The sequence below is a fragment of the Aminobacterium colombiense DSM 12261 genome (assembly GCF_000025885.1).
Lineage (GTDB): Bacteria > Synergistota > Synergistia > Synergistales > Aminobacteriaceae > Aminobacterium > Aminobacterium colombiense.
In genome coordinates this window covers 1722059-1744921 of the sequence record NC_014011.1, presented here as the reverse complement: position 1 = coordinate 1744921, position 22863 = coordinate 1722059, and the positions used below count along the sequence as shown (strand labels likewise).

Genomic DNA, 22863 nt, shown 5'->3' with positions numbered 1-22863 from the left:
ATGATTGAAAAAAAGAAGGAGAGAAACACCTCCTTCTTTTTTATTAAAAGGAGGCATTAAAATGAAACGTTTAATAGTGTTAATAATGGCTATAACGGTTCTTTTAAGTACTTCTGCTTTTGCTGCAGCCCCTTCAGAAGAAGTTATGTTTTTGCAAGGATCAGCAGTTGAAGTGGGGACAATGTGGGGAGAAGTCAACCGCGATTCTATTTTAAAGGCATACAATACATTTATATCACGAGCTGAGGGTAAAGAAGATGCGTTAAGGAGATTCGCAAAGCTTTCAATAGACCTTTCCAAAAAAATTAATTGTTCTTATTGGATCGACGAGCTTAACGCTATTGCTGATACGGTTGGAATAGACCGGGAACTTTACATCGCTTTCACTTTTGGAAGATATCGTGATTTAGCCCTTCTTTACGAAGGTGTGGGATGTACCTCGTTTGCAGTTGCTCCTCCAGCAACAAAGGATGGGCAGATCATCTTCCATAAAACGAGGGAAACCGCGGTGGATCTTCAATCTGCCTATCTTAAAAAGATAACAGAGGTGCCCTCGGGTGATAAAAAACCCTATAAGTTTTTCGGAGAAATGGGCACAGCAGACACAGGCGTATCCTTTTTTGTCAACGAGAAAGGCCTCGCAGGAGGCGCAGATGTTCCAGCCCAATGGCAGCATAAGGAATGTTATGTTGGGCCTTACGAGGGAGAGCTGCCCTACGTTGATCCACCTAAATATGATGGGTTTATGAATCATTATGTCCCCCGTTATATTGCTGAACACTGTAAAAATGTCGACGAAGCAAAAGAAGTTCTCCATTCTTTTGCTGAAAAGGGATACATTGCCAGCGGAAAGTTAGGAACAAATTATTTGTTTGTCGATGCAAAAGGGAAGATTCTTCAAATAGCGGATAATTGCTATAAGATTATCGAAGAAAGAGAAAACCCGCCCCTTTTAAATGCCGGGGATGAATATGAGGGTATATATTTCACCGTTTCCAGGAGAAATGATTATGGCTCTCCGGAAGATGCTCTTGTATCTCACCATGGTGAGATAACAATAGAACTAGTTAATTCTCCCAAGGTTTCAAAACACTCTGCCTTGTGGAATTTTGCCCGCGCACAGTCCAGCGCCACAATTTTGATTGACCCTGAAAACCCAGAAACTTTGACAACTATTTTTGTAACATTGCCAGCATATGGTTATTCTATTCCTTTCCTGATGGGGGCAAGCGCTACACCTAAAGCTCTTGTTGATGGAACGGTTTACGAGACTCAGAGAGGGAGCTTTAAATATAGTGAGTTCTACGAGGCCGGGGTCAATGATGAATGGAGAAAATTTATTTATACCATGAGGGAAAAAGTTAAAAAGGGAGAAGATGTAACAAAAGAGATGAATGATAATTTCCTTCAAATGGTCAACTTGGTGCTCTCCATGAACCATTAATGGTGCCAGGTCTTGAATTTGTGCAAGTTGTATTAAATGTATGCAGTGACGGTGAGAGGAAATAGATTTAAAACCGAATATAAGCGGAAGAGGGGCAGGGGGTTTTTCTCTTGCCCCTTTTTGTAGGCCCGGATTTTTTACACTTTGTTTACAAAGTTGTAACAATACGTAAACTCCTTTCCTGTAAGGTATTAAGCAAAGAATATCTACATTGAGGGGGTATTATGTTGCGTAAGTTTTTTTCTCGTAAACTGGCAGTTATTGCTTTGGCTTTGTTTTTAGGGCTAATTGGGGGAGTGAATAGTGCAAGTGCCCACGCTCCGCGCTATGTTTTTTATTTTATTGGTGATGGAATGGGCGCAGCACAGCGCCAGGCGGCAGAATATTATTTGAGGGCTGAAACCGGAGTAAAAGATATAAAACTTAGGATGAATCAGTTCCCAGTGGCAGGTATCAACACCACCTATTCCGCAGATTCCTTGGTAACAGATTCTGCAGCGGCCGGGACAGCATTAGCGGCGGGATATAAGACGAATAATGGCATTATTGCTCAGCTTCCAGATGGCACGAATGTAAAAAGTTTGGTGGAGGCAGCGGAAGAGAAGGGGATGGGAACAGGTCTTGTAACAACAACGCGAATAACTCATGCGACTCCTGCTGTTTTTGCTTCCCATAACTCAAATCGTGATGCTGAAAATGAAATAGCCCTTGACTATCTTGATAGCGGAGTGGATTTTTTTGCTGGCGGAGGATATCGCCATTTTGTTCCCCAGAACTGGGATGGCGGGAAATCAAAGAGAAAAGATGACCTTAACATTGCGGAAAAGTTTAAAGGCCAAGGGTATCATATTTTCCTGACAGAAAAAGATACTCAAAAATTTAGAAACTATAAGCCAAGTGGGCAGGAAAAAGTCTTTGCGGCCTTCACGTACAGCCATCTTCCCTATGAGCTTGATAGAGAGAATGATCACACTCCAAGTTTGGCGGAACTAACGGCGAAAGGAATTGAAGTGTTAGAAAAATATAAAGAAGGTTTCTTTCTAATGGTAGAGGGCGGCAGAATAGACCATGCCTGTCACGCCCATGATCCGGCGGGGTCTATCCACGACACGTTAGCATTCGATAAGGCACTAGACGAAGCGTACTCTTTTTACCAAAAATATCCCGATGAAACGTTGATAGTTGTTGTAGCAGATCATGAAACAGGCGGTTTTGGGCTTGGGTTTGGTGATAATTATTTTTTGAAAATGGATCAGCTTTTTAAGGCAAAGGTCACGACGGCGGATGTGTTAAATGAGGGTGTGGGGAAATATGATAAAGACAGGAAGAAGTTCTTTGATTTTATTGCTACCAACCTTGGTTTAGATAACTTATCCCTTGATGAGAAAATAAAAATTGAACAGGCAATGGATCTCATAGACGGCTCTCAGAAAGATGCAATTGCAACGTATGCAGGGTACGACCCCGCGGCTATTACAGTAACTCACATTATGTCTGAGCGGGCAAATATGTTCTGGACCACTTATGCCCACTCTGGGACAACGGTGCCCCTTTCAGCCATTGGAGTTGGCGCTGAGGCTCTTGGCGGATTTAAAGATAATACAGAAGTAGCAAGAACCTTATTCTCCATTTTGGAGTTCAAACCTACTGAAGTGGCATTTACCCATCCAACCAGTTTGCCTAAAGTCATTAATTATTAAAATATTGGGTTTTGAAAACATAGCCGAGGCTTGTCCCCGGCTATGTTTTCATTAATAGTAGAATGGAGTGTATAGATAATGAAGAAAATAAAAGCTTCATTACTTTGGGGCATTTTATTTCTTGCTCTTGTGGGGTTTTGGGCATATGAAAACAACAGAAATAGCAACTTTGTTCGGGCAGTGGTTCTAAGTACAGATAACAGCGATGTAATGCAGTCTGGAATAGCAAGAATAGGGAGCCAGGAATTGCTTTTGAAGGTTGTTGATGGAAAGTTTAAGGGACAAGAGGTTGTTGGGTATAACAATTTGCTGGGAAACTTGGATATAGATGCCTTTTACGCCCCGGGAGATACAGTAGTTGCTGCGTTAAGGGAAGACCATGGAAAAGTTGTTGACGCAAAAGCTGTTGATCTCTACAGGCAGAGCTGGGAGTTTATTCTTTTTGGTTTTTTTGTTCTTTTGCTCATTATTTATGCTGGGAATACAGGGTTAAGGGCAATTTTTTCTTTTATAGCTAGTTTATGGGTTATATGGAAAAATCTTATTCCGGGGCTTTTGGCTGGAGAAAATCCGCTGCTTTTGTCGAGTGGCATTTTGTTTGTGCTGTCGGCCATTGTTATTTTTTCTGTTGCAGGGTTTACGCGAAAGGGTTTGTCTGCTTTCTTGGGAACAGTGGCAGGATTATTTGTCACTATTGGAATTACAGCTTTTTTTGGCGACAAACTTGGGTTGCTCGGAACAACTCTCCCTTATTCTTCCACACTTTTATTTAGCGGAAATATTGGACTGAATATGAAACAGATTTTCTTTGCTGCTATTGTAATAGGTGCTTCTGGAGCAGCTATGGATATAGGTATGGATATTGCTTCTGCCATGGCGGAAGTAAAGAGCAAGAAACCTGAAATAATGTGCCGAGAACTCATTCAGTCAGGATTTAATGTGGGGCGTGCTGTTATCGGAACTATGACAACTACTTTATTACTGGCTTACTCTGGTGGATATCTAACGCTGCTTATGTTGTTTGCAAGTCAAGATACAGATTTCGTACGGATTATAAATTATAGAATGGTTGCGGCAGAAATATTGAGAACTGTGGCGGGAAGTATTGGCTTGGTTTTGATTGCCCCTATTACCGCTGTGATTGCCGGATGGATTTATTCTTACAATTTAGAGCCTCTTAAAAGTAGGGTCAAGAGTTTTTTGGGGAAAATGCAAGGTATCATTAGAGTTTAAGTAGTTTCCCTTAATGATGTATTCATCAGCGACGTAGCCCTGCTATTGCACAATTTAAGACCTGACACCATAATGAAATAGAGGTGATGCTCTATGAATTTCGACCCCTATCGTTATCAATACCCTTCACGAAGAAATGTTGTCTATGGTTCTAAGGGAATGGTGGCTACGTCTCATCCTTTAGCGGCTCAGGCGGGACTTGAAATATTAAAAAAAGGTGGGAATGCCATAGATGCCGCAATTGCTGCAGCGGCAGCTTTGACTGTAGTGGAACCCACAAGCAATGGTCTTGGCAGCGATAATTTCGCCATTATATGGAAAGATGGGAAACTGCATGGGATTAATGGCAGTGGACGGGCTCCTCTGTCTTTCGATCTTGACAAATTTCGGGCCAGAGGATGGGAGAAGGTTCCTGAACAGGGGTGGCCATCGGCAACGGTTCCCGCGGCTCCTAAAACGTGGGCTGTCCTGGCCGAAACAATGGGAAATCTGCCTCTTACAGAAACCCTTGCGCCAGCCATTTCTTATGCTCGTGACGGCCATGCAGTGGGGGTGACTGTGGCTCATAACTGGCGCTTGGCCTTTGAAAAGTACAGCCGTATTTTGAAGGGTCGGGAATTCGAAGTCTGGTTTAATACCTTTTGTCCGGAAGGCCGTTCCCCCAGAGCTGGAGAATTGTGGCGATGTCTTGATCAGGCCTATACACTTGAGCTTATAGCGAAAACGAATGCAGAGTCTTTTTATGCCGGAGAGATAGCAGAAAAGATCATAGCTTTTTCCAACAGAACGGGTGGGTTTTACAGTCAGGAAGATTTTGAACAGCACAATCCTGAGTGGGTGGACCCCATAAGCGTAAATTACAAAGGGTACGATATATGGGAGATTCCTCCAAATGGGCAGGGGATTATTGTACTTATGGCTCTCAACATGTTAAAGGGATTCAATTTCACCTTTCGCAATGCCGAAACCTTCCATGCACAGATAGAAGCGATCAAGCTGGCATTTGCCGATGCCCATCGATATGTGGCGGACCAGCGCTTTAGCCAAGTGCCCGTGGCTGAAATGCTTTCTGATAATTATGGTGATGTCCGGCGGGCATGCATCAAAGAAAGAGCCTGCTTGCCTAAAGCGGGGGAACCAGAGGCAAGCGGCACAGTTTATCTGAGTGCTGCTGACAGTGAGGGGAATATGGTGTCTTTTATACAGAGCAATTACGCAGGGTTTGGTTCAGCTATCGTAATACCAAAAACCGGCATAGCTTTGAATAATAGGGCAAAAGGATTCTCTCTTGACCCTAATCACCCTAACGTTCTAGCGCCTGGGAAACGTCCTTACCATACGATTATTCCTGGCTTTATAACGAAAGATGGCGAGCCAGTGGGGCCATTCGGAGTAATGGGAGGATATATGCAGCCTCAGGGGCATGTGCAGGTGATTATGAATATGGTGGACTTTGCAATGAACCCTCAGGAAGCGATCGATGCTCCGCGGTGGCAGTGGGTGGGAGATATGAATGTTTCTGTGGAACCAGGCTTTCCTATAGCCGAAGCCCAGGCACTGGCACGTATGGGCCATCATATGGGGGCCGCACTAGACTCAAACGAATTTGGCCGTGGGCAAATGATCTTGAGAACATCGGATGGAACGTTAGTCGGGGCTACGGAACCTCGTGCGGATGGTTCTATCGCAGCCTGGTAATGGTGCCAGGTCTTGACTGCATGTATTGACTGTGGCCGTTTCTGTGAACTGTGTATTTTCAATAGTTGCTCCGCAAATTTTTGGAAACAACTATCTTTATATACAAAAGTACGCTATCATTCAAGCTTGTGGTTTATATTTTCTTGAATAAAGGGAGTTTCCAAGATGAATAACTTCTTAAAAAGGATAACAAACTTATTATTTGGCCTATTCTTATTTGCTCTGGGAGTCGTTATTACCATGAAAGCAAATCTTGGGTTCGCCCCATGGGATGTTTTTCATCAGGGGATAGCAAAGACCGTGGGTATGTCTATAGGCAATGTATCTATTCTGATGGGGCTGGTCATTTGTATCCTTGTTTTTCTTATGGGAGAAAAGATAGGGCTGGGAACGTTGCTCAATATGTTGTTAGTGGGATTTTTTATTGATCGAATTCTGGAGTTGAACATATTACCAGAAATGGGCAGTTTTATATCAGGTGTCGCTATGATGATAGCAGGTCTTTTTACCATTGCTTTTGCTTCTTATTTTTATATCGGCTCTGGTTTTGGAGCAGGACCGAGAGATAGCCTTATGGTGGCTGTTGAAAGGAAAACTGGTTTGGCTGTAGGTGTTTCCAGGGGCATTGTAGAAGGAACAGCAGTGCTAATAGGCTGTCTTTTAGGCGGGCCAGTAGGTTTTGGAACCGTGCTGGCGGCCTTTGGGGTTGGTTTTTGCGTTCAGATAGTTTTTTCTGCTCTTAAGTTCGATGTAACCCGAGTAAAGCACGAAACTCTTCGTGCCACACTTGAAAGTTTGAAGGCTCAATAAAAGGTGCCAGGTCTTGAAATTGTGCAATTGTACGTAGCGAATACAATTTGATCAGAAAAAAGAGGAGGGAAAACAATCCCTCCTCTTTTGTTGTGTTTCTTTTCACACATGCACAATTTCAAGACCTGGCACCAATTTGTTACAGGATGCTGCGGATGTAGTCCTCTGTAGTTTTTGTGTCCTCTGCCATGAATTTTATATCATTGTTGGTAAGCTGTTCTTTAGTGATGTTATTCATTTTGAGAACGTTTTTGCAATAGGACCGTCTCAGGTCATCAAGGCTTATGTCCCGAGCTTTCACCTGGCCTGGATTTTCCGGGATGATAATGTTTTTGCCAGGGATCTGCTCTTCTGGGTTTCCTCTTCGGACTTCGATACCCAGCTGTTCCCGGGCAAAAGAGAGTTGCGCTGTAACGTGTTTCCCCGCCCCTGTGTACTCCGTTTCCTGAATAACGACAACCTGGTCCCTATCCATTTCCTGGGCAAGAGCAAAGGCCGCTGTGAGGGAGGTATTGCCCGCAGGCCCTCGTTCCAGCCCTTCAAGCTGGGCAAGGGCTTCGGTCATATAGAAGACTTCCCCCTGGCTTACGAGGACGTAACGATCCGTATACCGCAAGCTCCTTGCTGCGTTGCGGGGGACGTCTGTTCTGTCGGGCCACGTTGAGAAGGGCATTCCAAATCCCGTATGCCCCGTGGTAAAGGATTTTCGGTTGAAGGCTTTGTCGCTGGCCATATGAAGCCCTGTGATATCCACGCTGGCTGCTACGATCTGGGTATTGGAACAGCCGGCTTTGATAAGGCCTCTTGCAGTACCGGTCAGGTTTCCGCCTCCTGCGTTTGTTATAACGACAGCGTCAGGATCTCTGCCGCATTTTTGTCTGATCTGAGTTGCTATTTCATCTCCCAGTGTTTCTATTCCGGCAATGGCGAAGGGGGAATAGAGGGAGGCGCTGCAGTACCCTGTTTCGTCCAAGAGTCTCAAAAACTCGATAAAGAGCTCCGGTCCTACCGTCAACTGAACCACTTCTGCCCCAAAGGCTTCGCTGATGCGGCCTTTTTCCAGAATTTCAGGTTGCCCCACATGTCTGCTATCGAAGAGTTCTTGAACGATGATAGCTTTCAGATTTCTCATGTTTGCCTGAGAAGCTACAGCCGCCCCGTAGTTTCCGCTTGAAGCGGCGATGACACCGGCGTATCCCTTTTGCTGGGCATAATAGCATGACATGGCAGCCCTTCTCGCTTTAAAGCTTCCAGAAGGATTTGTCGCTTCGTCTTTAAGGAAAATGCGAGCGCCTTTTCCTGGTCCAGCGAGGGCCCTGGCCGCGGCGGTAAGGTTCCGCAGTTCAAGCATGGGAGTGTTTCCTATGTTGGTTTCGGCCTGTATGGCACGGATTTCTTCAAGGGTGTACCCTGTCTTGCCCATCATTCCTTCGTAGTCGAAAGCGATGCCAGGCAGTTCAAACTCCGAGTAATCAATGCCTAACGCTTTTTTTAGAATTTCGTTTTTTCGGTTGGCTACAGCGTCAAATACGGGGTTCATGCTTGTTCACCTGCCTTGGAAATAAGGGCATGAAACTCTTTGCCAACAGATAGGAGTTCAGGAATCTGACGACCAAAGGTGTGTATGTAGGGAGGATTCTGAGCCACCAGAGTTCCCTGTACTTTTCTGTCGGTCACGGTTGTTATTGTGACGGAACTTCCGATAGAAGCGTCATGGTCCAAATACCCTTTTACCCAGAGCTCCAGGGGAACCTGTTTTGTATCTTCAGGAACATTATCTGCCCGTTCTGACGGCTGAAGAACGATATAGTGGATTTGAACCCAGCTTCCTTTTTTGATTATTTCTTCTGCCATGATATATCTACCAGCCTTTCACAGTTTCCAATACACTGTCAGGAATTGCTCCCGCTTCGTACTCTTCAAAGGCTTCTTCTATTTTGGCAAGAGCCGTGTCGATCTGCTGTTTTGAAATGACAAGTGGAGGCTGTATTCTCAATACGGAACCGCTGAAGAAAGAGAGAAGAAGTCCCTTTTGCCATGCTTGATAGCAGACCTTGGCTGCCGCTTCGGTGTTTCTTTCTTTAGTGGTTCTGTCTTTTACAAGATCAACGCCTATGGAGAGGCCAATGCCTCTCACATCTCCGATGAATTCAAACCGTTTTTGCATTTCTTTGAAGCGGGAAAGGGTGTAGGCACCTATTTCTGTGGCGTTTTCTCTTAAATTTTCTTCTTTAATGACATCGATTGTAGCAGAGGCAGCAGCGCAACATACAGGATTTCCTGCGGCGGTGAAGAGATGGGCAGGAGCCTCCCACTGTTCCATTAATTCTGCTTTTGCCACCACGCCGCCAAGAGGCATGCCGGAAGCTATGGCCTTACCCATGACAATGGCATCGGGTATAACGTCGAAGTTTTCTATGCCGAACCATTTGCCTGTACGGCCGAAGCCTTGTTGCACTTCTTCAGAAATCAGAAGTATTCCGTATGTGTCACAGAGTTCTCGTAAAGCTTTAACGTAACCTGTAGGGGGAACTATAAGTCCAGCGTCTCCCTGGATAGGCTCAAAAAATATTGCTGCAACTTCTTCTGCCGGTACGCATGTTGTGAAGAGTTCCTTTATTCTCTCTATGGAATAGGCAGTGACGTCTTCTTCACTCATTCCCGCAAATGGGGTCCTATAAGTGTCTGGGTAGGGGATATGGTGTATTTCCGGAAGTAGCGGGCCGAGTCCCCGGCGCATGGGCAGGCTGACGGCACTTAGAGAAATAGCCCCGTAGGTGCTTCCATGATAGGCCCTGAGGAATGAAAGGATCTTCTTTCTTTTTGTGGCGGTACGGGCCATTTTTATGGCACCATCGTTTGCGTCGGATCCGCATAAGCCATAGAAGACTCTCTTCCTGTAATTTCCTGGTGTGATTTCAATAAGTTTTTGGGAAAGATCGATAAGAGGGCGGTGATACATATATACTGGCGTGTAAAGAATAAGCTGCTCTGTCTGTTTTTTTATGGCTTCAACGACTTTTGGGTGGCAGTGTCCAGTATTTATAGCGCCTGCGCTGGCAAGAAGGTCAATATACTGATTTCCGTCCACATCTGTAACTGTAGCTCCTTTTCCTTTATCGACAACCAGCGGGTAATAGGGAACTTTTGCTGCGGGAGAGGTCATTTGCTGATCAAGGTCAACGAGCTCTAAACACTTAGGAATATGCAAAGCCATAACATTCATCCCCTTTACATGATTTAAAGAGCTTTTCAGCAAAGGATCGCTGAAAAGCTCTTTAATTGTAGCAGATTATATCTTATTGACGAGGAACGCCTGATCCCTCATAAACTCGTTCCATAATATCCTTGCCAACGAGCTCTTCCATTTTCGGCCAAACTTTTTGCCTTACGACTTTTGCGCAGTTTTCCAATTCTTCCGGAGTCAGTATAACGATTTCCCAGTCATATTCGTTGTGCAGCTTCTGACGATATTCTTCGTCTTCCTTTGCAACATTATCCCAACGAATAAGGGATTCTTCATTAGCAGCCTGCTGTATAATTTCCTGCTCTTCTGGAGTCAGCTTGTTCCAGACATCCATGTTGATGGAGAACCACCATGATTCAAAATAATCATTATACTGGATCCAGACCTTATTGACGTCTTTGAACTGCCAGGCCTGGAAAGGGGGTCCGCCCATCTGGCCATCAGCAATACCGGTCTGAATGGCACTGTATGCCTCTGCGTATGGAATGGGCGTAGGAATATATCCTAGCGCTTCATATGTGGCTTCGCAGGGTTTAATGGGCATAACGCGTACTTTCATCCCTTTGTTTACTGTTGGATCTGCATAGTTGTCGGGTTTCTTGCTTAGAGAAACACCAGACATCCCTATGGGCAGAACGGCCAGGGCTTTGATGTTATGGGTTGCCCAAAGGTCTTTAATGATGTCAAAAGCCCATCCGTCAGGACCATAAGCCTTTTTGGCTTCTTCAATGTCTTTTACGACGTAAGGGAAGTAGTATGCCAAATTCAGTTTGGGATCAAAGTTAGAGTTTGCCTGGGCCACATTGAGCTCGATCGTGCCTCGCATGAGCATTTCAAAGGTTTCTGTCCAGTCTCCAAGAACCCCGCCAGAGAAGACATCAATTTTGATCTGTCCGTCTGTTCTCTCGAAAACTTTTCTCGCAAATTCTTTTGCGCGAATGTCAAAGTCACTGTCTACCGGGTGGACTTGTGCCATACGCCACTGGTATTTGGGTTTCGCTGCTTCAGCTTGCTGGACAAAAGTGCCAAGGGTCAATGCGAGTGCAAATAATACAAGTAGTGTAAAGGCCCAACGTTTTCTATCGTTCATATCGCACCTCCGTTTCGTGTTGTAGAATCAAGCAGAATTTAAACGACAACTTGCCCCACCTTGATAAGAAACCTTTAATCTACCCTGTAAAGCAACCACCTCCCTTATTTATTTGATTCCCATGATAAGTCTGGGAAGGAACAGTGAGAGCCCTGGGACATACGTTGTTAAAAGAACGATTGGTATAGAGCCAAAGATCATGAATATAAGAGCCGGCTTGATGTACTCGTCTATGTTGACGCCGCCAATGCGCCCCCCCAAATAGAGGATCGGTGCTGTCGGAGGGGTGACATTTCCAAGTCCCAGGTTCGTTCCAAGAATTGCCGCAAAGTGTATGGGGTGCACGCCGATCTTGAGCATAAGGGGCATGAGGAGGGGAGCGACGAGCATGGTTCCGCTCAAGTCGTCCATCAACATTCCAATGATGATAAGGAAAATGTTGACCATGAACAGAATAACGAATTTGTTGTCAGACACCCCGAGAAGGAAGTCGGCGACCATCATGGGAACTCGCTGCATAGTATATAGGCGCCCAAGTATGGTGACGAAGAAGAGCATAAGGACGATAACCCCACTCGTTGTTGCCGAATTGTGAAAGGCTTCGCCTAAAATGTCCATTTTGAGTTCCTTATGAATGAAAAATCCTACTAAGATTGCATAAAGAACGGCAACGGCAGCTGATTCGGTAGGAGTTGTTATTCCTCCATAGATACCGCCGAGAATGATGAAGGGCATAAGCAAGCTCCAGAAGCCTTTTTTTGTTGCCACGAAGATTTCTTGGTTGCGTTCTTTTTTGGAGATCTTTTTCCCCACCTGCAAATTAGGGAACTTTTTACACATAAAATAGTTGATGACGCAGAAAAGGGTCATGGTAAGGACACCTGGTACAACTGTCGAGAGGAAGCAGGCGGCTACTGATTGCTGCGTTACCCATCCATAGAGGATCATGGGAACGCTTGGAGGAATAAGCTGGCCAAGCACCGCCGCGCAGCTTACCATAGCTGTGCTGTAATTTCGTGGATATCCCAGCTCTTCGAGACGGGGTATCATGATGGTTCCTATACAGGCTACCGCAGATGAAGCTGTTCCAGAAATGGCACCAAAAATGGCACAGGCTACAATGGTGGCCGCCCCCATACCGCCCCGGATTCGTCCGAGCATGGAGTTGGCAAAGTTTGTAAGCTTCTCAGCGATACCAGCTGAACCCATAAGGGCCCCGGCCATAATGAAGAAAGGGATCGACAGCAAAGTAAGAGAGTTAAGGCCGCGGAACCCGACTGTCATAAGGAATGAGAAGTCTGGGAAAAATACCAGTCCCATATACAGAGCGGCAGCCATAAAGCAGAAGGGAACGGGTATACCCAGGATGATAGTTGTAACAAGTATAAGAAGGTCAATAATGATATGCATTAAAAGCCCTCCTCCTTCCTTGAAATTTCATTGCAAAAACCCTGCCAGTTTTTACTGTTGTAGGGCAGATTAAGTTTTGGATACCCTAATGCTGAGCGTGCATAATCCACTGTCATAACAAAAGAATAGAAACTCATGAGGAAAGAGCTTACCAGGAGGCTCGTTTGGGCAAAAATCATGGGGATCATAAGGGCAGGTGAACGTTCCCAGCTTTTAAAAGACCATACGACATAATTCCATGCCCATTGTGTCATGATAAAAGTGAGAAGAGTGGTCATAATAGACGTAACTGTTTTTGCCCAGGCAAAGAATCGGGCATCCTTAATAAGTACATGAAGCAAATCAGCCTGGATGTGGCTTCTTTCTCGCGAGCCAGTTGCGGCACCGGTCATATACATCCAGAATCCTACGAGACATGCCAGTTCCTCAATGCCCATAATAGGAAGCTTCAAAACATACCGTAATAAAACCTGTGCTATAACAAGGCTTACAAGAATAATAGATGTTATAACCATAATGTAGCGCTGTATTTTCCCAAGAGTGAACCATAAGAGAAGAAACGCTTTTTTCATAAAAACTGTGCCTCCTTCTTAAAAGATCAGATTATCCCCCATATATCTGAGATCCAGAGAAAAAGAATGTGTTACATTACGAATAAGATTAGAAAAAGCCCTCTCTTCTGAGCTGTTTTTTCCATAGCGAGAGCGAGGGTACGCTATGCTCATGGATGCAACCACTTCGTTTCTTGCGTTGATTATGGGAGCAGCGACACAGGCTAGTCCTTCTTCGTACTCGCAGTCGTCGTAGGCAACACCTCGTTCTCTTATCTCTTCAAAATTCTTGAAAAGGAGCTCGGGTGAAGTGATGGTTGTAGGTGTAAAATGCACAAAATCCACCGTGCTCAATATTTTCTTAACCTTTTCTTTTTCCATAAATGCGAGCATGGCTTTGCCAAGGCCTGTGCAGTATGCGGGAACCCTTTTGCTGGAGCCGAGCCCTACTCGCACTGCATCAGGGCTTTCGATCTTATCAATATATATTAGTGAGGCTCCTGATAAAATAGCCAGGTTTATGGTTTCCCTGGTTTCACATGCTAAATGCTTAAGATAAGGTTGAGCCATTTGCCATATGCCAAGGCGTTCAACTTCTCTGTTTCCCATTTCGAATAATTTCAAGGTGTTAACGTAGCCGGTATTGCGAGAAATCCTTTTTGTATATCCCCCCTCGGAAAGAGTAGATAGAAGCCTGGAAACAGTGCTTTTATTTATCTTTAAGGAGGCACTGATCTCCGATATAGTAAGTGTGCCCTTTTCATTAAGGAGTTCCAGAATTTTCAAGGCTTTTATTACGGAGAGTACTGGTGGGTTTTTTTTAGCTTGTTCCAATAAATCCCCTCCTTGTTCTGGTGTGCAAAAAGAAGTTTTACATTAGTAAACAAGATTTATTATAGAAAGGATATTATATTAGATTCACAACTGTGTCAATAAAATAGATTTTAAATATTCTGTTAGAATGAAAGGGCAGTGCCAGGTCTTGAAAATGTGCAGATGCATACAAATGCACATTTTCAAGACCTGGCACCATTAAGGGAGGTTGGGTATGGGGCTTTTTGTACTTGTTATTACTCTATATATAGCTATTTATGGCGGAATGACGTGGATGGTATTGACTTCCCTTGTTCGAGTTCTGGCCTTGCGAGGGATAGCAGTGTGGGTATGCAATATATGGGGAGCTCTCATGGTGGCTTCTCCCCTTTTGCTCCGTCGATGGGATGGGCTGGGACACAGCGAACTTCGCCATATCGCGGCGTGGATTGCTTATGTGTGGATGGGTTTTGTCTTTTTTGCCTTTTGCCTTTTGTTGCTTTTTTTTGTTTTTCGCATTCTTTTTTGGTGCCGAAGGGTTGCGTTGAGTGATTTAGGGCTGAGGTGTTGTTCGTCAATAGCTCTTTTTCTGGCTTTTCTATGTTGTCTTTTGGGGTACTCTCAAGCCTGGGATATTAAGGTGAACTACATCAAGGTGGAAACTGCCAAGTTGCCCCCGGAGTGGCCATATGTGCGCGTTGCCCAGATTTCAGATGTACACTTGGGGCTTATAGTTCGTGAAGATCGGCTGAAAAAGATCGTTGAAGCCATTGAAGCCTCTAGTCCCCACCTTGTGGTTTCCACTGGGGATTTGGTGGATGGACAGATGGATGGACGGCAGAAGGAGATCGATCTGTTGCAAAGCCTTTCTGCACCCTTGGGCAAATTTGCCGTAACCGGGAACCATGAAGTATACGCGGGGCTCAATCAGGCCGCATCATTTATTGAGGAATGCGGTTTTCAGATGATCAGAAATGAGGTTCTAGCTCTCGCCCCCCTTCTACTTGCTGGCGTGGATGATGACGATATAAAAATGGCAGAGTCCTTTTCCTCATCAGAGCAGAATCTTCTTTCTTCTTTGTCCCCTCACCGGTTTCGTTTGTTTTTAAAGCACCGGCCCGTAGTGATGGAAGACTCCATTGATTTTTTTGATTTGCAATTATCGGGACATGTCCATGGCGGGCAAATGTGGCCCTTTACTTTTGTGACTCGGGCTGTGTATCCTATGGGAACAGGCCTTCATAGACTAAAAAACGGGGCAATGCTTTATGTTACCTCCGGGGCAGGGACGTGGGGCCCCCCCATGCGTTTTTTGGCCGCTCCTGAAGTCGTTATTATAGATATTGTGAGCAGTGAAACAGCAAAAAAATAAGAGGCCTTGGGGGAAGGCCTCCGCAAAAAAAGGGAGATATTTTTCTTGAGTGCCATTGCGACATCTTTACTATCGTGAGATATCTTTTATGGCATAAGTTAAGTATATATTATATGAGTGGCGCCATGGTGACCCCGTCACTTTTACGGGGCTTTTTTTCAGCTAAATTACGTATTTGGCGGCATGAGGATTTTTTACCACGGCAATTTATTCTAAGATGAGGATGTGACAAGATGAGCTTGGCAACAAAAGAACCTTCTAAAATACTTGGAATTCTTGGCGGTATGGGGCCGGCAGCCACTGCTGAATTTATGAGGTTGCTTGCGGTGAAGGCTCCGGCTGCACGTGATCAGGAACATCCTAAATTGTACGTTCTTTCCAACCCTCAAATTCCTGACCGCAGCAGTGCGATTCTTGGGCGGGGGAAAAGCCCGGCTCCAGCGCTGAAAGAAGGATTGCTGACCCTTGCGCGATGGGGAGCGGATATTTTAGCTGTTCCCTGTAATACAGCCCACTATTTTATCGACTCTTTCCGAGAGGAGTTGCCTGTGCCCTTTGTGCATATTATCGAGGCCACAGTGGAACTGGCTGCAGAGAGAAGCCGTGAGGGGGCGTGGCTTCTTGCCACAAGTGGAACGAAGCGGAGTGGGATGTATGAGCGATATGCCGAAAAGAAAGGGTATCCCTTTTTTTTGCCTACAGAGGAAGATCAGGGCAAAGTACAGGAAACCATTATTCTTGTTAAGGCCAACAGGTTGAGAGAGGCTGGGTTGCTTCTTCAGGGTGTTGTGGAGAAGCTCTGGAAGGAACGGGAAGTTCCCATTGTAGCTGCCTGTACGGAATTACCCCTGGCTTACGATGCTTCTGATTTGCCTGAGTTGGGCATGGTTTCGAGTTTGGGAGCCCTTGCGGAAGGGTGTCTCAGACTGCTGTATTCAAATAATTGATATTCATGGAATAAATGATATAATGTGCGGGAAATTGAATTAGGCAGAGTAGGAGCTTTACGTAAAGTGCTCAGAGATGGGACGTTGCTTTGAGACGAAAAGTCTGTAAAGACTTGCGGTAAAGCCCCGCGTTCGCTGTTACGTCGAAAGATGGTTTACAGTAAGACTATAGATCTCCTTTGATGTGGCAGAACTGCCCATATTAGAGGAGGTTTTTTTATGCAAAGGAATCACTTTTCAGTTCAGGAACTGGTCTATTTTTCTCTTCTCATAGCGTTGAACATTGTTTTGACCCGTATGGCCAGCATCAGAATTCCAATAGCGGGTATCGAAACTCTTCGTATCGGATTTGGAGCGCTGCCGGTTATCTTTGCCGGATACTATTTTGGCGCCAAGGCCGGCGGGGTAGTGGGTGCCCTAGGAGATGTGGTGGGTTTCTGGATCAATCCCATGGGAGCGTATATGCCCCATTTCACACTAACAGCCGCTTTAACGGGGATCCTTCCAGCCCTTCTGCTGAAGGTTTTTAAATCAAAAGATCAGCATCCCCTTTGGCAAGTTATGGTTGTTATCGGGATAAGCCAATTGGTAACATCTGTGCTTCTCGTTCCCTATTTTTTGCAGATGTTGTTTGGAATACCCCTCGTAACAACAGTTCCAGCCCAACTGCAGACACAACTCATACAGGTTCCTCTGTATGCTATATTACTGCGTGGAATAGCTAAAAGGCTTCTGGTTATGGCAGGGTAGTGATATGTAAATACAAACAGGGGCGGGTTTGATAAGAACCCGCCCCTTGTTTTATTGTGCGGCTTCAAAAAGTTTGCAGGTTACACTTTCAAGATTTCCTTGGGCAGGGTGATTTCAAAGATTGTTTGGCCTCCATTGGCGGCAATGAGGGCGATGTCGCCGCCATGGGCCATAAATATTCTTCTTGCTATGGCAAGGCCCAATCCGTAACCGCCTGATCCCCATTGTCCCCGTGCACGATGGCTGTCGCCGCGGCTGAAACGGTCAAAAATGGTAGCGGCGGCTTCTTCTGAAATGCCTACCCCGTTGTCCTGCACTTGAATGACCCACCAAGAATCTCTGCTGAAAAGTTCGATTTTTACCTTGCCTCCGCCACTTCCCCCAAATTTTTCGTGAACGTATTTTATAGCGTTATCAATGATATTTCGTATAGCCCGTGCAAGGTCTCTGCTCTGGCCTATCATTAAAGCTTCTTCCGGCGACACTTTTTCTATGTCGATAGCCTCGGCTAGTGGGTGGTGGAGGCTTTCACCTGTTATGGTGTCCACAAGAAAGGCCAGATCCAGTTCTTCTTCCGCTTCCTGGGGCGGCTGGCTTTCGAGGCGGGAGAGAAGAAGCAGATCATCTACAAGCTGCGTCATTCTTTCCTGTTGCTGGATGATAGATTGTAAGTGTCCTGCCACGTCTTCATTGCCACGCAATTCGTCCTGCAGGTATTCTGCCGTGAGGCGAATTGTTGTCAGCGGTGTCTGGAATTCATGTCCGGCATCAGCGATAAAATCACGCCGCGCCTGTTCTTGACGAAATTCTTCTGTAAGATCGGTAATCACAAGCAGTGGGCCGCTTTCTGTCTGTCGCCCATAAAGACTGAGGTGGCGACCCCCCTTGCCGAGCTCCGGCATTTCTACTTTTATTGCCTGTTCCACTCCCCCCTTTGCTTCTTTAAGCAAAGGGTAGATCTCGCCGCAGGTTAGAAACCGTTCTATAGGTTGTCCCTCTTCCACTGGCACCTTCATTCCAAGCAGGTTTCGTGCCTCGTCATTCACGAACCGGAACCTGTTGTCCTTGTCGAGGAGGATCACTCCTACCGGCAGTGAAGACAGGATTGTTGAAAGGGTCGTTCTTTCTATTTTCAGCTCTTCAAGGGTCCCTTTCAGGCGAGAGGACATGTATTGAAGGGAGTCGGAAAGTCTCTGCAATTCCCGGTCGCCCATAAGGGGGAAGCGGGCTTCATTGCCTCCCGATATAGCCTGAGCTGCCATCACGATCTTTTCGAGAGGGGCAAAGAACCGGCGTACAATCCATAGTTCAAAGCCCAGGATGAGAAAAGCCGCCATAATGATGTACGAAAGAAAACGATAGCGCACATCGGAAAGGGCTTTTTGAAGAGCGTTGAGGGGTTGGGCCATACGAATGAACAGATCATCTTCCCCGCCTTCTACTTTTCGAACCACATAGACAAGCTGGGCTCCAAGGGTCTGACTGTATCTTGAGGTGGTTCCAACCCCATCCTTCGCAGCCTGCCTGACTTCTGGACGGTTCAGATGATTGTCGAGGGTTTCTGCGTCAGTGGCACTATCGAGGATAACCCTTCCTTTGGCGTTTATAATGGTAATGCGGCTTTCAAATATCTCCTGCCATTGGCGAAAGTTCTTTTGAAAAGAGCTATATCCCTCATTCCGGATCACTTCTGAGAGTGCGGCAGTATTGTTTTTAAGCTGGTCGAAAGCGCTGTCAACAAGGTGATGTTTCATTATTCCCGATACGAGGAACCAGCTGACAGCAAAGGCGATGACGGTAACAAAAGCTAATACGGCTGTGACCTTCCCTTTCAGTGTTTTCATGGTTTATCCTCCCATGTGATCCTGTACCCTCTGCCCCGGAGCGTCTGAATGAGGAGCGCCGGGTGTTTATTGTCGTCCAGTTTTTTTCGAAGCCGTGAAATATGCACATCCACAGTGCGAGTGTCCCCTCCATAGAGGTTCCAGATTCTTCCCAGCAGCTCGTCTCTGCTTACAGTTCGTCCGAAGCGGTGGGCGAGAAGTTCAAGAAGACGAAATTCAGTGGGGCTGAGATCGAGGCTGTTGCCTCGCAGCATGACCCATTGGTTTTCGATGTCCATAACAAGATCGCCGTTAGTGATCTGCCTTGTCTCTTCTGTCATTCTGGTTCGGCGCAGCAATACGCCCACGCGGGCTACAAGTTCTGCCAGGGAAAAAGGTTTTTTCATATAATCATCCGCGCCAAGTTCCAGCCCCTCTACTACATCCATCTCATCCCGGCGGGCGGTGAGCATAATAATGGGGATCAGGGCTGTCTCTTTGTTGCTTTTTAGACGGCGGCAGACTTCCCAGCCATCCATACGGGGGAGCATAAGGTCGAGGATAATAAGATCTGGATGGGCGGCGAAGGCAAGATCAAGAGCAGAGTCTCCATCGCTGGCGCATATTGTTTCGTATCCCCGTCTTTTCAGCGCCTGTGAGACAATATCCTGTATTCCCTTTTCATCATCTACAATAAGAATTCGATCGCCGCTCACTTCAATGCTCCTTCGGTCGTCTGTAGGCCGAAGCCTTTATAGTTTTGCCGGTGATAATGTAGATGGCTCGTTCTGCCACGTTTGTAATATGGTCTCCAGCCCGTTCCAGGGTTCTCGCTACGTTGAGGAGGAGAGTAGCCTGTTCTATTCTTTGGGGACGTTCCATCATAAGAAGCAGAAGTTCTCGCATAATCTGTTTTTCAAGGTCATCCACAATGTCATCAAGGGGAAAGACCCTGTAAGCCAAGGCATCATTTTTACTTTCAAGAGCCTCTAGGGATTTTTCAAGCATTTCAGAAAGGATCTCTACCATGCGTGGAATGTCTATAAGAGGCTTCATAAGTTCTTTATCGGCGACTTCTATGGCAGCTTTTGAAATATTGCTGGCGTAGTCCCCTAACCGCTCGAGGTCTACGGCTATATGCATAAGGGAGGAAACGGTGCGCAAGTCTTCTCCCAATGGCTGAAAACGGGCGGTAAACTGCATGCAAGCCATATCGATCTCTGAAGCCAGATCATCTATGGCGTCATCTCTTTTAATGATTTCCCGGGCCACATCGGCATTTTGATTTTTAAGGGCCCAAACTGCCCTGGTAAGGGATTCCTCGGACATTTTCCCAAGTCGTATGGCCATTCGGATAAGTTCTGTCAATTCTGTTTCTATTTGTCTTCGAGCGTTAATCTGATTCATAAACAGTCACTTCCTTCCCAAAGGGATCCTCTTAAATTTAACCGAATCGACCCGTAATATAATCCTCTGTCCGTTTATCGCCAGGAGATGTGAAGAGCTTCGGTGTTTTACCATATTCTATAAGTTCTCCCATAAGAAAAAAGGCCGTATAGTCTGAGATGCGGGCAGCCTGTTGCATGTTGTGGGTGACGATAATTACAGTGTATCTTTCTTTGAGGGTTCTCACAAGTTCTTCAATACGGGCTGTTGCCATTGGGTCAAGAGCGCTTGTAGGCTCATCCATGAGCAAAACTTCCGGTTCTGTTGCAATTGCCCTGGCAATGCATAAACGCTGCTGTTGTCCTCCAGAAAGGCCAAGTCCCGATGATTTCAAATTATCCTTTACTTCCGACCAGAGAGCGGCTCCAATGAGACTTCGTTTCACTATTTCATCAAGTTTTTCTCTAGACTTGATGCCCTGAAGGCGAGGGCCATAGGCTACATTATCGTAAATGGCCATGGGGAACGGGTTAGGTTTCTGAAAGACCATGCCCACCTGACGGCGTAACGCGATGACATCCGTTGCGCCAGAGTAGATGTTTTTTCCCTCGAGGTAAATATCCCCCTCAACTTTGACGTTTGGTATAAAGTCGTTCATCCGGTTGAGGCAGCGGATAAAACTGCTTTTCCCGCATCCTGAGGGGCCGATAAGAGCTGTTACGGTCTTCCCGAAAATATCCATATTGATATTGTGCAGCACCTGATTTTTGCCATAGAAAAGGTTCAGATTTGAAACGATAAGCTGGGATTTTTCCATTGTTACCGACTCCTTGCTCGCAATTTATCGCCCGCTCTGTTTCAGGCGGGCTCGCATAATCACACCAATGGCGCTGATGCCGAGTACAAAAGCTAAAAGCACCAGAACGGTTCCATATTGTATGGGCCTTGTGAGAGTAATATTGGTACCTTCAGTGGCAAGAACCATAATATGGTATGGCAGGGCCATGACTTCATCAAAAACACTTTTTGCCACTCCGGGGGTAAAGTAGGCGGCGCCTGTAAAGATTATGGGAGCGGTTTCCCCAGCAACCCGCCCGATGCTTAGAATTCCACCGGTAATGATGGTAGAGGAGGCGGCAGGAAAAACGACCTTCCAGATGGTTTGCCACTTTGATGCGCCAAGGGCGTAGGAGGCGGCGCGATAATCCTGGGGAACCGCAAGAAATGCTTGTTCTGATGCCGTTACGATAAGGGGCAATGCCAGACATCCCAGTGTCAGTCCCGCTGAGAGCAGCGATGAGCCAAACTTTAACAGGATGACAAAAAGAGATAGGCCAAAAAGGCCAAAGACCACCGAAGGAACACCGGCAAGTGAGCGGATAGCCAGGCGAAGAAGTGCGGTAAACTGTCCTTTCCGGGAGTATTCGGCGAGGTAGAGGCCCGTAGCGATGCCTACGGGAAGGGAGAAAAGCATAGAAACTACAACGAGCTGCAAGGTTCCCATGAGGGGAGTGCTGATTCCACCTCGGGTCATATTATCCCGTGGCGGTTCTGTCAAGAAGCTCCATGAAAGGGCCTCATAGCCGTTGATAAAAATATAGAGGATTATGGCCAGCAGCAGAAAGACCAAGAGGGCCGCGGCTCCCCAGAGCATAAAGGTCATAAGGCGATCAACGATTCTCCGTCTTGTCATGAGGGTCTCACTCTCCTTTTGCTCTCGATCCAGCTCGATAGAAGATTGATGGCCAGGGTAATAATGAGAAGAATAAGCCCTGCAAAAAAGAGAGCGTGATAGTGGGGGGAGCCCACGGGGGTTTCTCCCATTTCGGCCGCAATGGTTGATGTGAGTGGGCGTACCGGATCGAAAAGAGAAACTGGAATAATGGCAGCTCCCCCTGCCGCCATAAGTACCACCATGGTTTCTCCCATCCCTCTCATTATCCCAAGAAGGCAGGCGGAGAGAATGCCGGGAAGGGCTGCCGGGAAAACAACTTTGCTGATGGTTTCCCACCGCGTAGCGCCCAGTGCATAAGAAGCGTTGCGAAGTTCCAACGGAACGGCTGAAAGGGCTTCTTCTGCAAGGGACCCCACAATGGGAATGATGAGAAAACCTAAGAGTATAGACGCGTTCAGCAGATTCAGGCCAGAAAGAATGGTGAAATTGGCCTGAAGCCACGGGGCGATAAGAACCATGCCAAGAAAACCAAGAATAATGGACGGGAGAAATCCAAGCAGCTCCAGAATGGGCTTTAAAATATTACGCATTTTCTCAGAGGCGATTTCAGAAATAAAAATAGCTATAAAAAGACTTATGGGAAGGGCGAGCAAGGACGAAAGAATTGTAACGGCTACCGATCCCACTATAAGGGACAGCATGCCCAGGGCTGGAGGTGTTTCTGTGGGATACCAGTCAGAGCCTGTCACTATTGATAAAAGAGAGGCTTCTTTCAGAACTGGAAGTCCTTCCTTAATCAAGAAAAAAAGAATAAACAATATGATAAAAATGCCCATAGATGATATGGACATAATGATTATGCCAGGTGCTTGTTCTTTTTTCATGGATATCACTATTCCCTTTCCTTAGTTCTT

At 46.1% G+C, this 22863-nt stretch carries 21 protein-coding genes and 1 riboswitch; of the genes, 8 read left to right on the top strand and 13 right to left on the bottom strand.

The window, feature by feature from the left end:
* Nucleotides 1–61 precede the first annotated feature (61 nt).
* From AMICO_RS08655 to AMICO_RS08635, 5 genes are all read left to right on the top strand, one after another.
* Nucleotides 62–1444, top strand: coding sequence for a carcinine hydrolase/isopenicillin-N N-acyltransferase family protein (locus AMICO_RS08655; RefSeq protein ID WP_013049077.1), 1383 nt, complete (start codon nucleotides 62–64; stop codon nucleotides 1442–1444).
* Between the two features lie 224 nt (nucleotides 1445–1668).
* On the top strand, nucleotides 1669–3144 hold the full coding sequence (locus AMICO_RS08650) for an alkaline phosphatase (RefSeq protein WP_013049076.1): 1476 nt from the start codon (nucleotides 1669–1671) through the stop codon (nucleotides 3142–3144).
* 78 nt (nucleotides 3145–3222) lie between these two features.
* Nucleotides 3223–4377: a YibE/F family protein gene (locus tag AMICO_RS08645; protein WP_013049075.1), complete on the top strand. Its 1155-nt coding sequence runs from the start codon at nucleotides 3223–3225 to the stop codon at nucleotides 4375–4377.
* 93 nt (nucleotides 4378–4470) lie between these two features.
* Nucleotides 4471–6075, top strand: a complete 1605-nt coding sequence (locus AMICO_RS08640; RefSeq protein ID WP_013049074.1) for a gamma-glutamyltransferase family protein — start codon at nucleotides 4471–4473, stop codon at nucleotides 6073–6075.
* 165 nt (nucleotides 6076–6240) lie between these two features.
* Nucleotides 6241–6885 carry a YczE/YyaS/YitT family protein gene (locus AMICO_RS08635; protein WP_013049073.1) on the top strand — a complete coding sequence of 215 codons (645 nt, stop codon included), beginning with the start codon at nucleotides 6241–6243 and terminating at the stop codon, nucleotides 6883–6885.
* 139 nt (nucleotides 6886–7024) lie between these two features.
* Here the strand turns inward: AMICO_RS08635 and ortB are convergent, their stop codons facing one another.
* The 7 genes from ortB to AMICO_RS08600 all read right to left on the bottom strand — a co-directional run bounded on the left by ortB (nucleotide 7025) and on the right by AMICO_RS08600 (nucleotide 14017).
* Complete coding sequence (gene ortB / locus AMICO_RS08630) at nucleotides 7025–8425, bottom strand: 2-amino-4-oxopentanoate thiolase subunit OrtB (protein ID WP_013049072.1); 1401 nt, start codon at nucleotides 8423–8425, stop codon at nucleotides 7025–7027.
* On the bottom strand, nucleotides 8422–8739 hold the full coding sequence (gene ortA / locus AMICO_RS08625; RefSeq protein ID WP_013049071.1) for a 2-amino-4-oxopentanoate thiolase subunit OrtA: 318 nt from the start codon (nucleotides 8737–8739) through the stop codon (nucleotides 8422–8424). The genes ortB and ortA overlap by 4 nt, the downstream gene beginning before the upstream one ends.
* Before the next feature lie 7 nt (nucleotides 8740–8746).
* On the bottom strand, nucleotides 8747–10102 hold the full coding sequence (locus AMICO_RS08620; protein ID WP_013049070.1) for an aspartate aminotransferase family protein: 1356 nt from the start codon (nucleotides 10100–10102) through the stop codon (nucleotides 8747–8749).
* A gap of 82 nt (nucleotides 10103–10184) precedes the next feature.
* The gene (dctP, locus tag AMICO_RS08615; RefSeq protein WP_013049069.1) at nucleotides 10185–11222 is read right to left on the bottom strand and encodes a TRAP transporter substrate-binding protein DctP; all 1038 of its coding nucleotides are present in this window, start codon (nucleotides 11220–11222) and stop codon (nucleotides 10185–10187) included.
* Between the two features lie 108 nt (nucleotides 11223–11330).
* Nucleotides 11331–12632: a TRAP transporter large permease gene (locus AMICO_RS08610; RefSeq protein ID WP_013049068.1), complete on the bottom strand. Its 1302-nt coding sequence runs from the start codon at nucleotides 12630–12632 to the stop codon at nucleotides 11331–11333.
* Nucleotides 12632–13204: a TRAP transporter small permease gene (locus AMICO_RS08605; RefSeq protein WP_013049067.1), complete on the bottom strand. Its 573-nt coding sequence runs from the start codon at nucleotides 13202–13204 to the stop codon at nucleotides 12632–12634. The genes AMICO_RS08610 and AMICO_RS08605 overlap by 1 nt, the downstream gene beginning before the upstream one ends.
* Before the next feature lie 18 nt (nucleotides 13205–13222).
* Entirely contained in the window at nucleotides 13223–14017 is a 795-nt protein-coding gene (locus tag AMICO_RS08600; protein ID WP_013049066.1) for an IclR family transcriptional regulator, read from the bottom strand.
* 214 nt (nucleotides 14018–14231) lie between these two features.
* On the opposite strand from AMICO_RS08600, the gene AMICO_RS08595 reads away from it, so the two are divergent.
* The 3 genes from AMICO_RS08595 (at nucleotide 14232) to AMICO_RS08585 (ending at nucleotide 17065) form a co-directional block, all read left to right on the top strand.
* The gene (locus AMICO_RS08595) at nucleotides 14232–15368 is read left to right on the top strand and encodes a metallophosphoesterase (protein WP_013049065.1); all 1137 of its coding nucleotides are present in this window, start codon (nucleotides 14232–14234) and stop codon (nucleotides 15366–15368) included.
* A gap of 233 nt (nucleotides 15369–15601) precedes the next feature.
* Nucleotides 15602–16315, top strand: a complete 714-nt coding sequence (gene cuyB, locus AMICO_RS08590; protein WP_013049064.1) for a cysteate racemase — start codon at nucleotides 15602–15604, stop codon at nucleotides 16313–16315.
* A gap of 42 nt (nucleotides 16316–16357) precedes the next feature.
* A riboswitch (THF riboswitch) is annotated at nucleotides 16358–16455 on the top strand.
* Between the two features lie 79 nt (nucleotides 16456–16534).
* Nucleotides 16535–17065, top strand: coding sequence for a folate family ECF transporter S component (locus tag AMICO_RS08585; protein ID WP_013049063.1), 531 nt, complete (start codon nucleotides 16535–16537; stop codon nucleotides 17063–17065).
* An 80-nt stretch (nucleotides 17066–17145) separates the two neighbouring features.
* Here AMICO_RS08585 and AMICO_RS08580 read toward each other — a convergent pair whose 3' ends face one another.
* Genes AMICO_RS08580 through pstC form a run of 6 tightly spaced genes read right to left on the bottom strand, consistent with a single transcriptional unit; the run spans nucleotide 17146 to nucleotide 22833 of the window.
* Nucleotides 17146–18909 (bottom strand): sensor histidine kinase, encoded by a 1764-nt coding sequence (locus tag AMICO_RS08580; protein WP_013049062.1) that lies wholly within the window; start codon nucleotides 18907–18909, stop codon nucleotides 17146–17148.
* Nucleotides 18906–19604, bottom strand: coding sequence for a response regulator transcription factor (locus tag AMICO_RS08575; protein WP_013049061.1), 699 nt, complete (start codon nucleotides 19602–19604; stop codon nucleotides 18906–18908). Before AMICO_RS08575 ends, AMICO_RS08580 begins: the two co-directional genes overlap by 4 nt.
* Nucleotide 19605: 1 nt before the next feature.
* Entirely contained in the window at nucleotides 19606–20295 is a 690-nt protein-coding gene (gene phoU, locus AMICO_RS08570; protein ID WP_013049060.1) for a phosphate signaling complex protein PhoU, read from the bottom strand.
* Nucleotides 20296–20332: 37 nt separating this feature from the next.
* Nucleotides 20333–21091: a phosphate ABC transporter ATP-binding protein PstB gene (pstB, locus tag AMICO_RS08565; protein WP_013049059.1), complete on the bottom strand. Its 759-nt coding sequence runs from the start codon at nucleotides 21089–21091 to the stop codon at nucleotides 20333–20335.
* Nucleotides 21092–21115: 24 nt separating this feature from the next.
* A complete protein-coding gene (gene pstA, locus AMICO_RS08560) occupies nucleotides 21116–21967 on the bottom strand; it encodes a phosphate ABC transporter permease PstA (RefSeq protein WP_013049058.1) in 852 nt (283 codons plus the stop codon).
* Complete coding sequence (gene pstC / locus AMICO_RS08555) at nucleotides 21964–22833, bottom strand: phosphate ABC transporter permease subunit PstC (RefSeq protein ID WP_013049057.1); 870 nt, start codon at nucleotides 22831–22833, stop codon at nucleotides 21964–21966. Before pstC ends, pstA begins: the two co-directional genes overlap by 4 nt.
* Between the last annotated feature and the right edge of the window lie 30 nt (nucleotides 22834–22863).

Coding starts and splice junctions, on each gene's coding strand:
- pstA (WP_013049058.1), bottom strand. CDS start 21,967: ATGACAAGACGGAGAATCGTTGATCGCCTTATGACCTTTATGCTCTGG.
- AMICO_RS08610 (WP_013049068.1), bottom strand. CDS start 12,632: ATGCATATCATTATTGACCTTCTTATACTTGTTACAACTATCATCCTG.
- pstB (WP_013049059.1), bottom strand. CDS start 21,091: ATGGAAAAATCCCAGCTTATCGTTTCAAATCTGAACCTTTTCTATGGC.
- AMICO_RS08640 (WP_013049074.1), top strand. CDS start 4,471: ATGAATTTCGACCCCTATCGTTATCAATACCCTTCACGAAGAAATGTT.
- ortB (WP_013049072.1), bottom strand. CDS start 8,425: ATGAACCCCGTATTTGACGCTGTAGCCAACCGAAAAAACGAAATTCTA.
- dctP (WP_013049069.1), bottom strand. CDS start 11,222: ATGAACGATAGAAAACGTTGGGCCTTTACACTACTTGTATTATTTGCA.
- AMICO_RS08635 (WP_013049073.1), top strand. CDS start 6,241: ATGAATAACTTCTTAAAAAGGATAACAAACTTATTATTTGGCCTATTC.
- AMICO_RS08645 (WP_013049075.1), top strand. CDS start 3,223: ATGAAGAAAATAAAAGCTTCATTACTTTGGGGCATTTTATTTCTTGCT.
- ortA (WP_013049071.1), bottom strand. CDS start 8,739: ATGGCAGAAGAAATAATCAAAAAAGGAAGCTGGGTTCAAATCCACTAT.
- AMICO_RS08580 (WP_013049062.1), bottom strand. CDS start 18,909: ATGAAAACACTGAAAGGGAAGGTCACAGCCGTATTAGCTTTTGTTACC.
- AMICO_RS08585 (WP_013049063.1), top strand. CDS start 16,535: ATGCAAAGGAATCACTTTTCAGTTCAGGAACTGGTCTATTTTTCTCTT.
- pstC (WP_013049057.1), bottom strand. CDS start 22,833: ATGAAAAAAGAACAAGCACCTGGCATAATCATTATGTCCATATCATCT.
- phoU (WP_013049060.1), bottom strand. CDS start 20,295: ATGAATCAGATTAACGCTCGAAGACAAATAGAAACAGAATTGACAGAA.
- AMICO_RS08595 (WP_013049065.1), top strand. CDS start 14,232: ATGGGGCTTTTTGTACTTGTTATTACTCTATATATAGCTATTTATGGC.
- cuyB (WP_013049064.1), top strand. CDS start 15,602: ATGAGCTTGGCAACAAAAGAACCTTCTAAAATACTTGGAATTCTTGGC.
- AMICO_RS08620 (WP_013049070.1), bottom strand. CDS start 10,102: ATGGCTTTGCATATTCCTAAGTGTTTAGAGCTCGTTGACCTTGATCAG.
- AMICO_RS08655 (WP_013049077.1), top strand. CDS start 62: ATGAAACGTTTAATAGTGTTAATAATGGCTATAACGGTTCTTTTAAGT.
- AMICO_RS08650 (WP_013049076.1), top strand. CDS start 1,669: ATGTTGCGTAAGTTTTTTTCTCGTAAACTGGCAGTTATTGCTTTGGCT.
- AMICO_RS08605 (WP_013049067.1), bottom strand. CDS start 13,204: ATGAAAAAAGCGTTTCTTCTCTTATGGTTCACTCTTGGGAAAATACAG.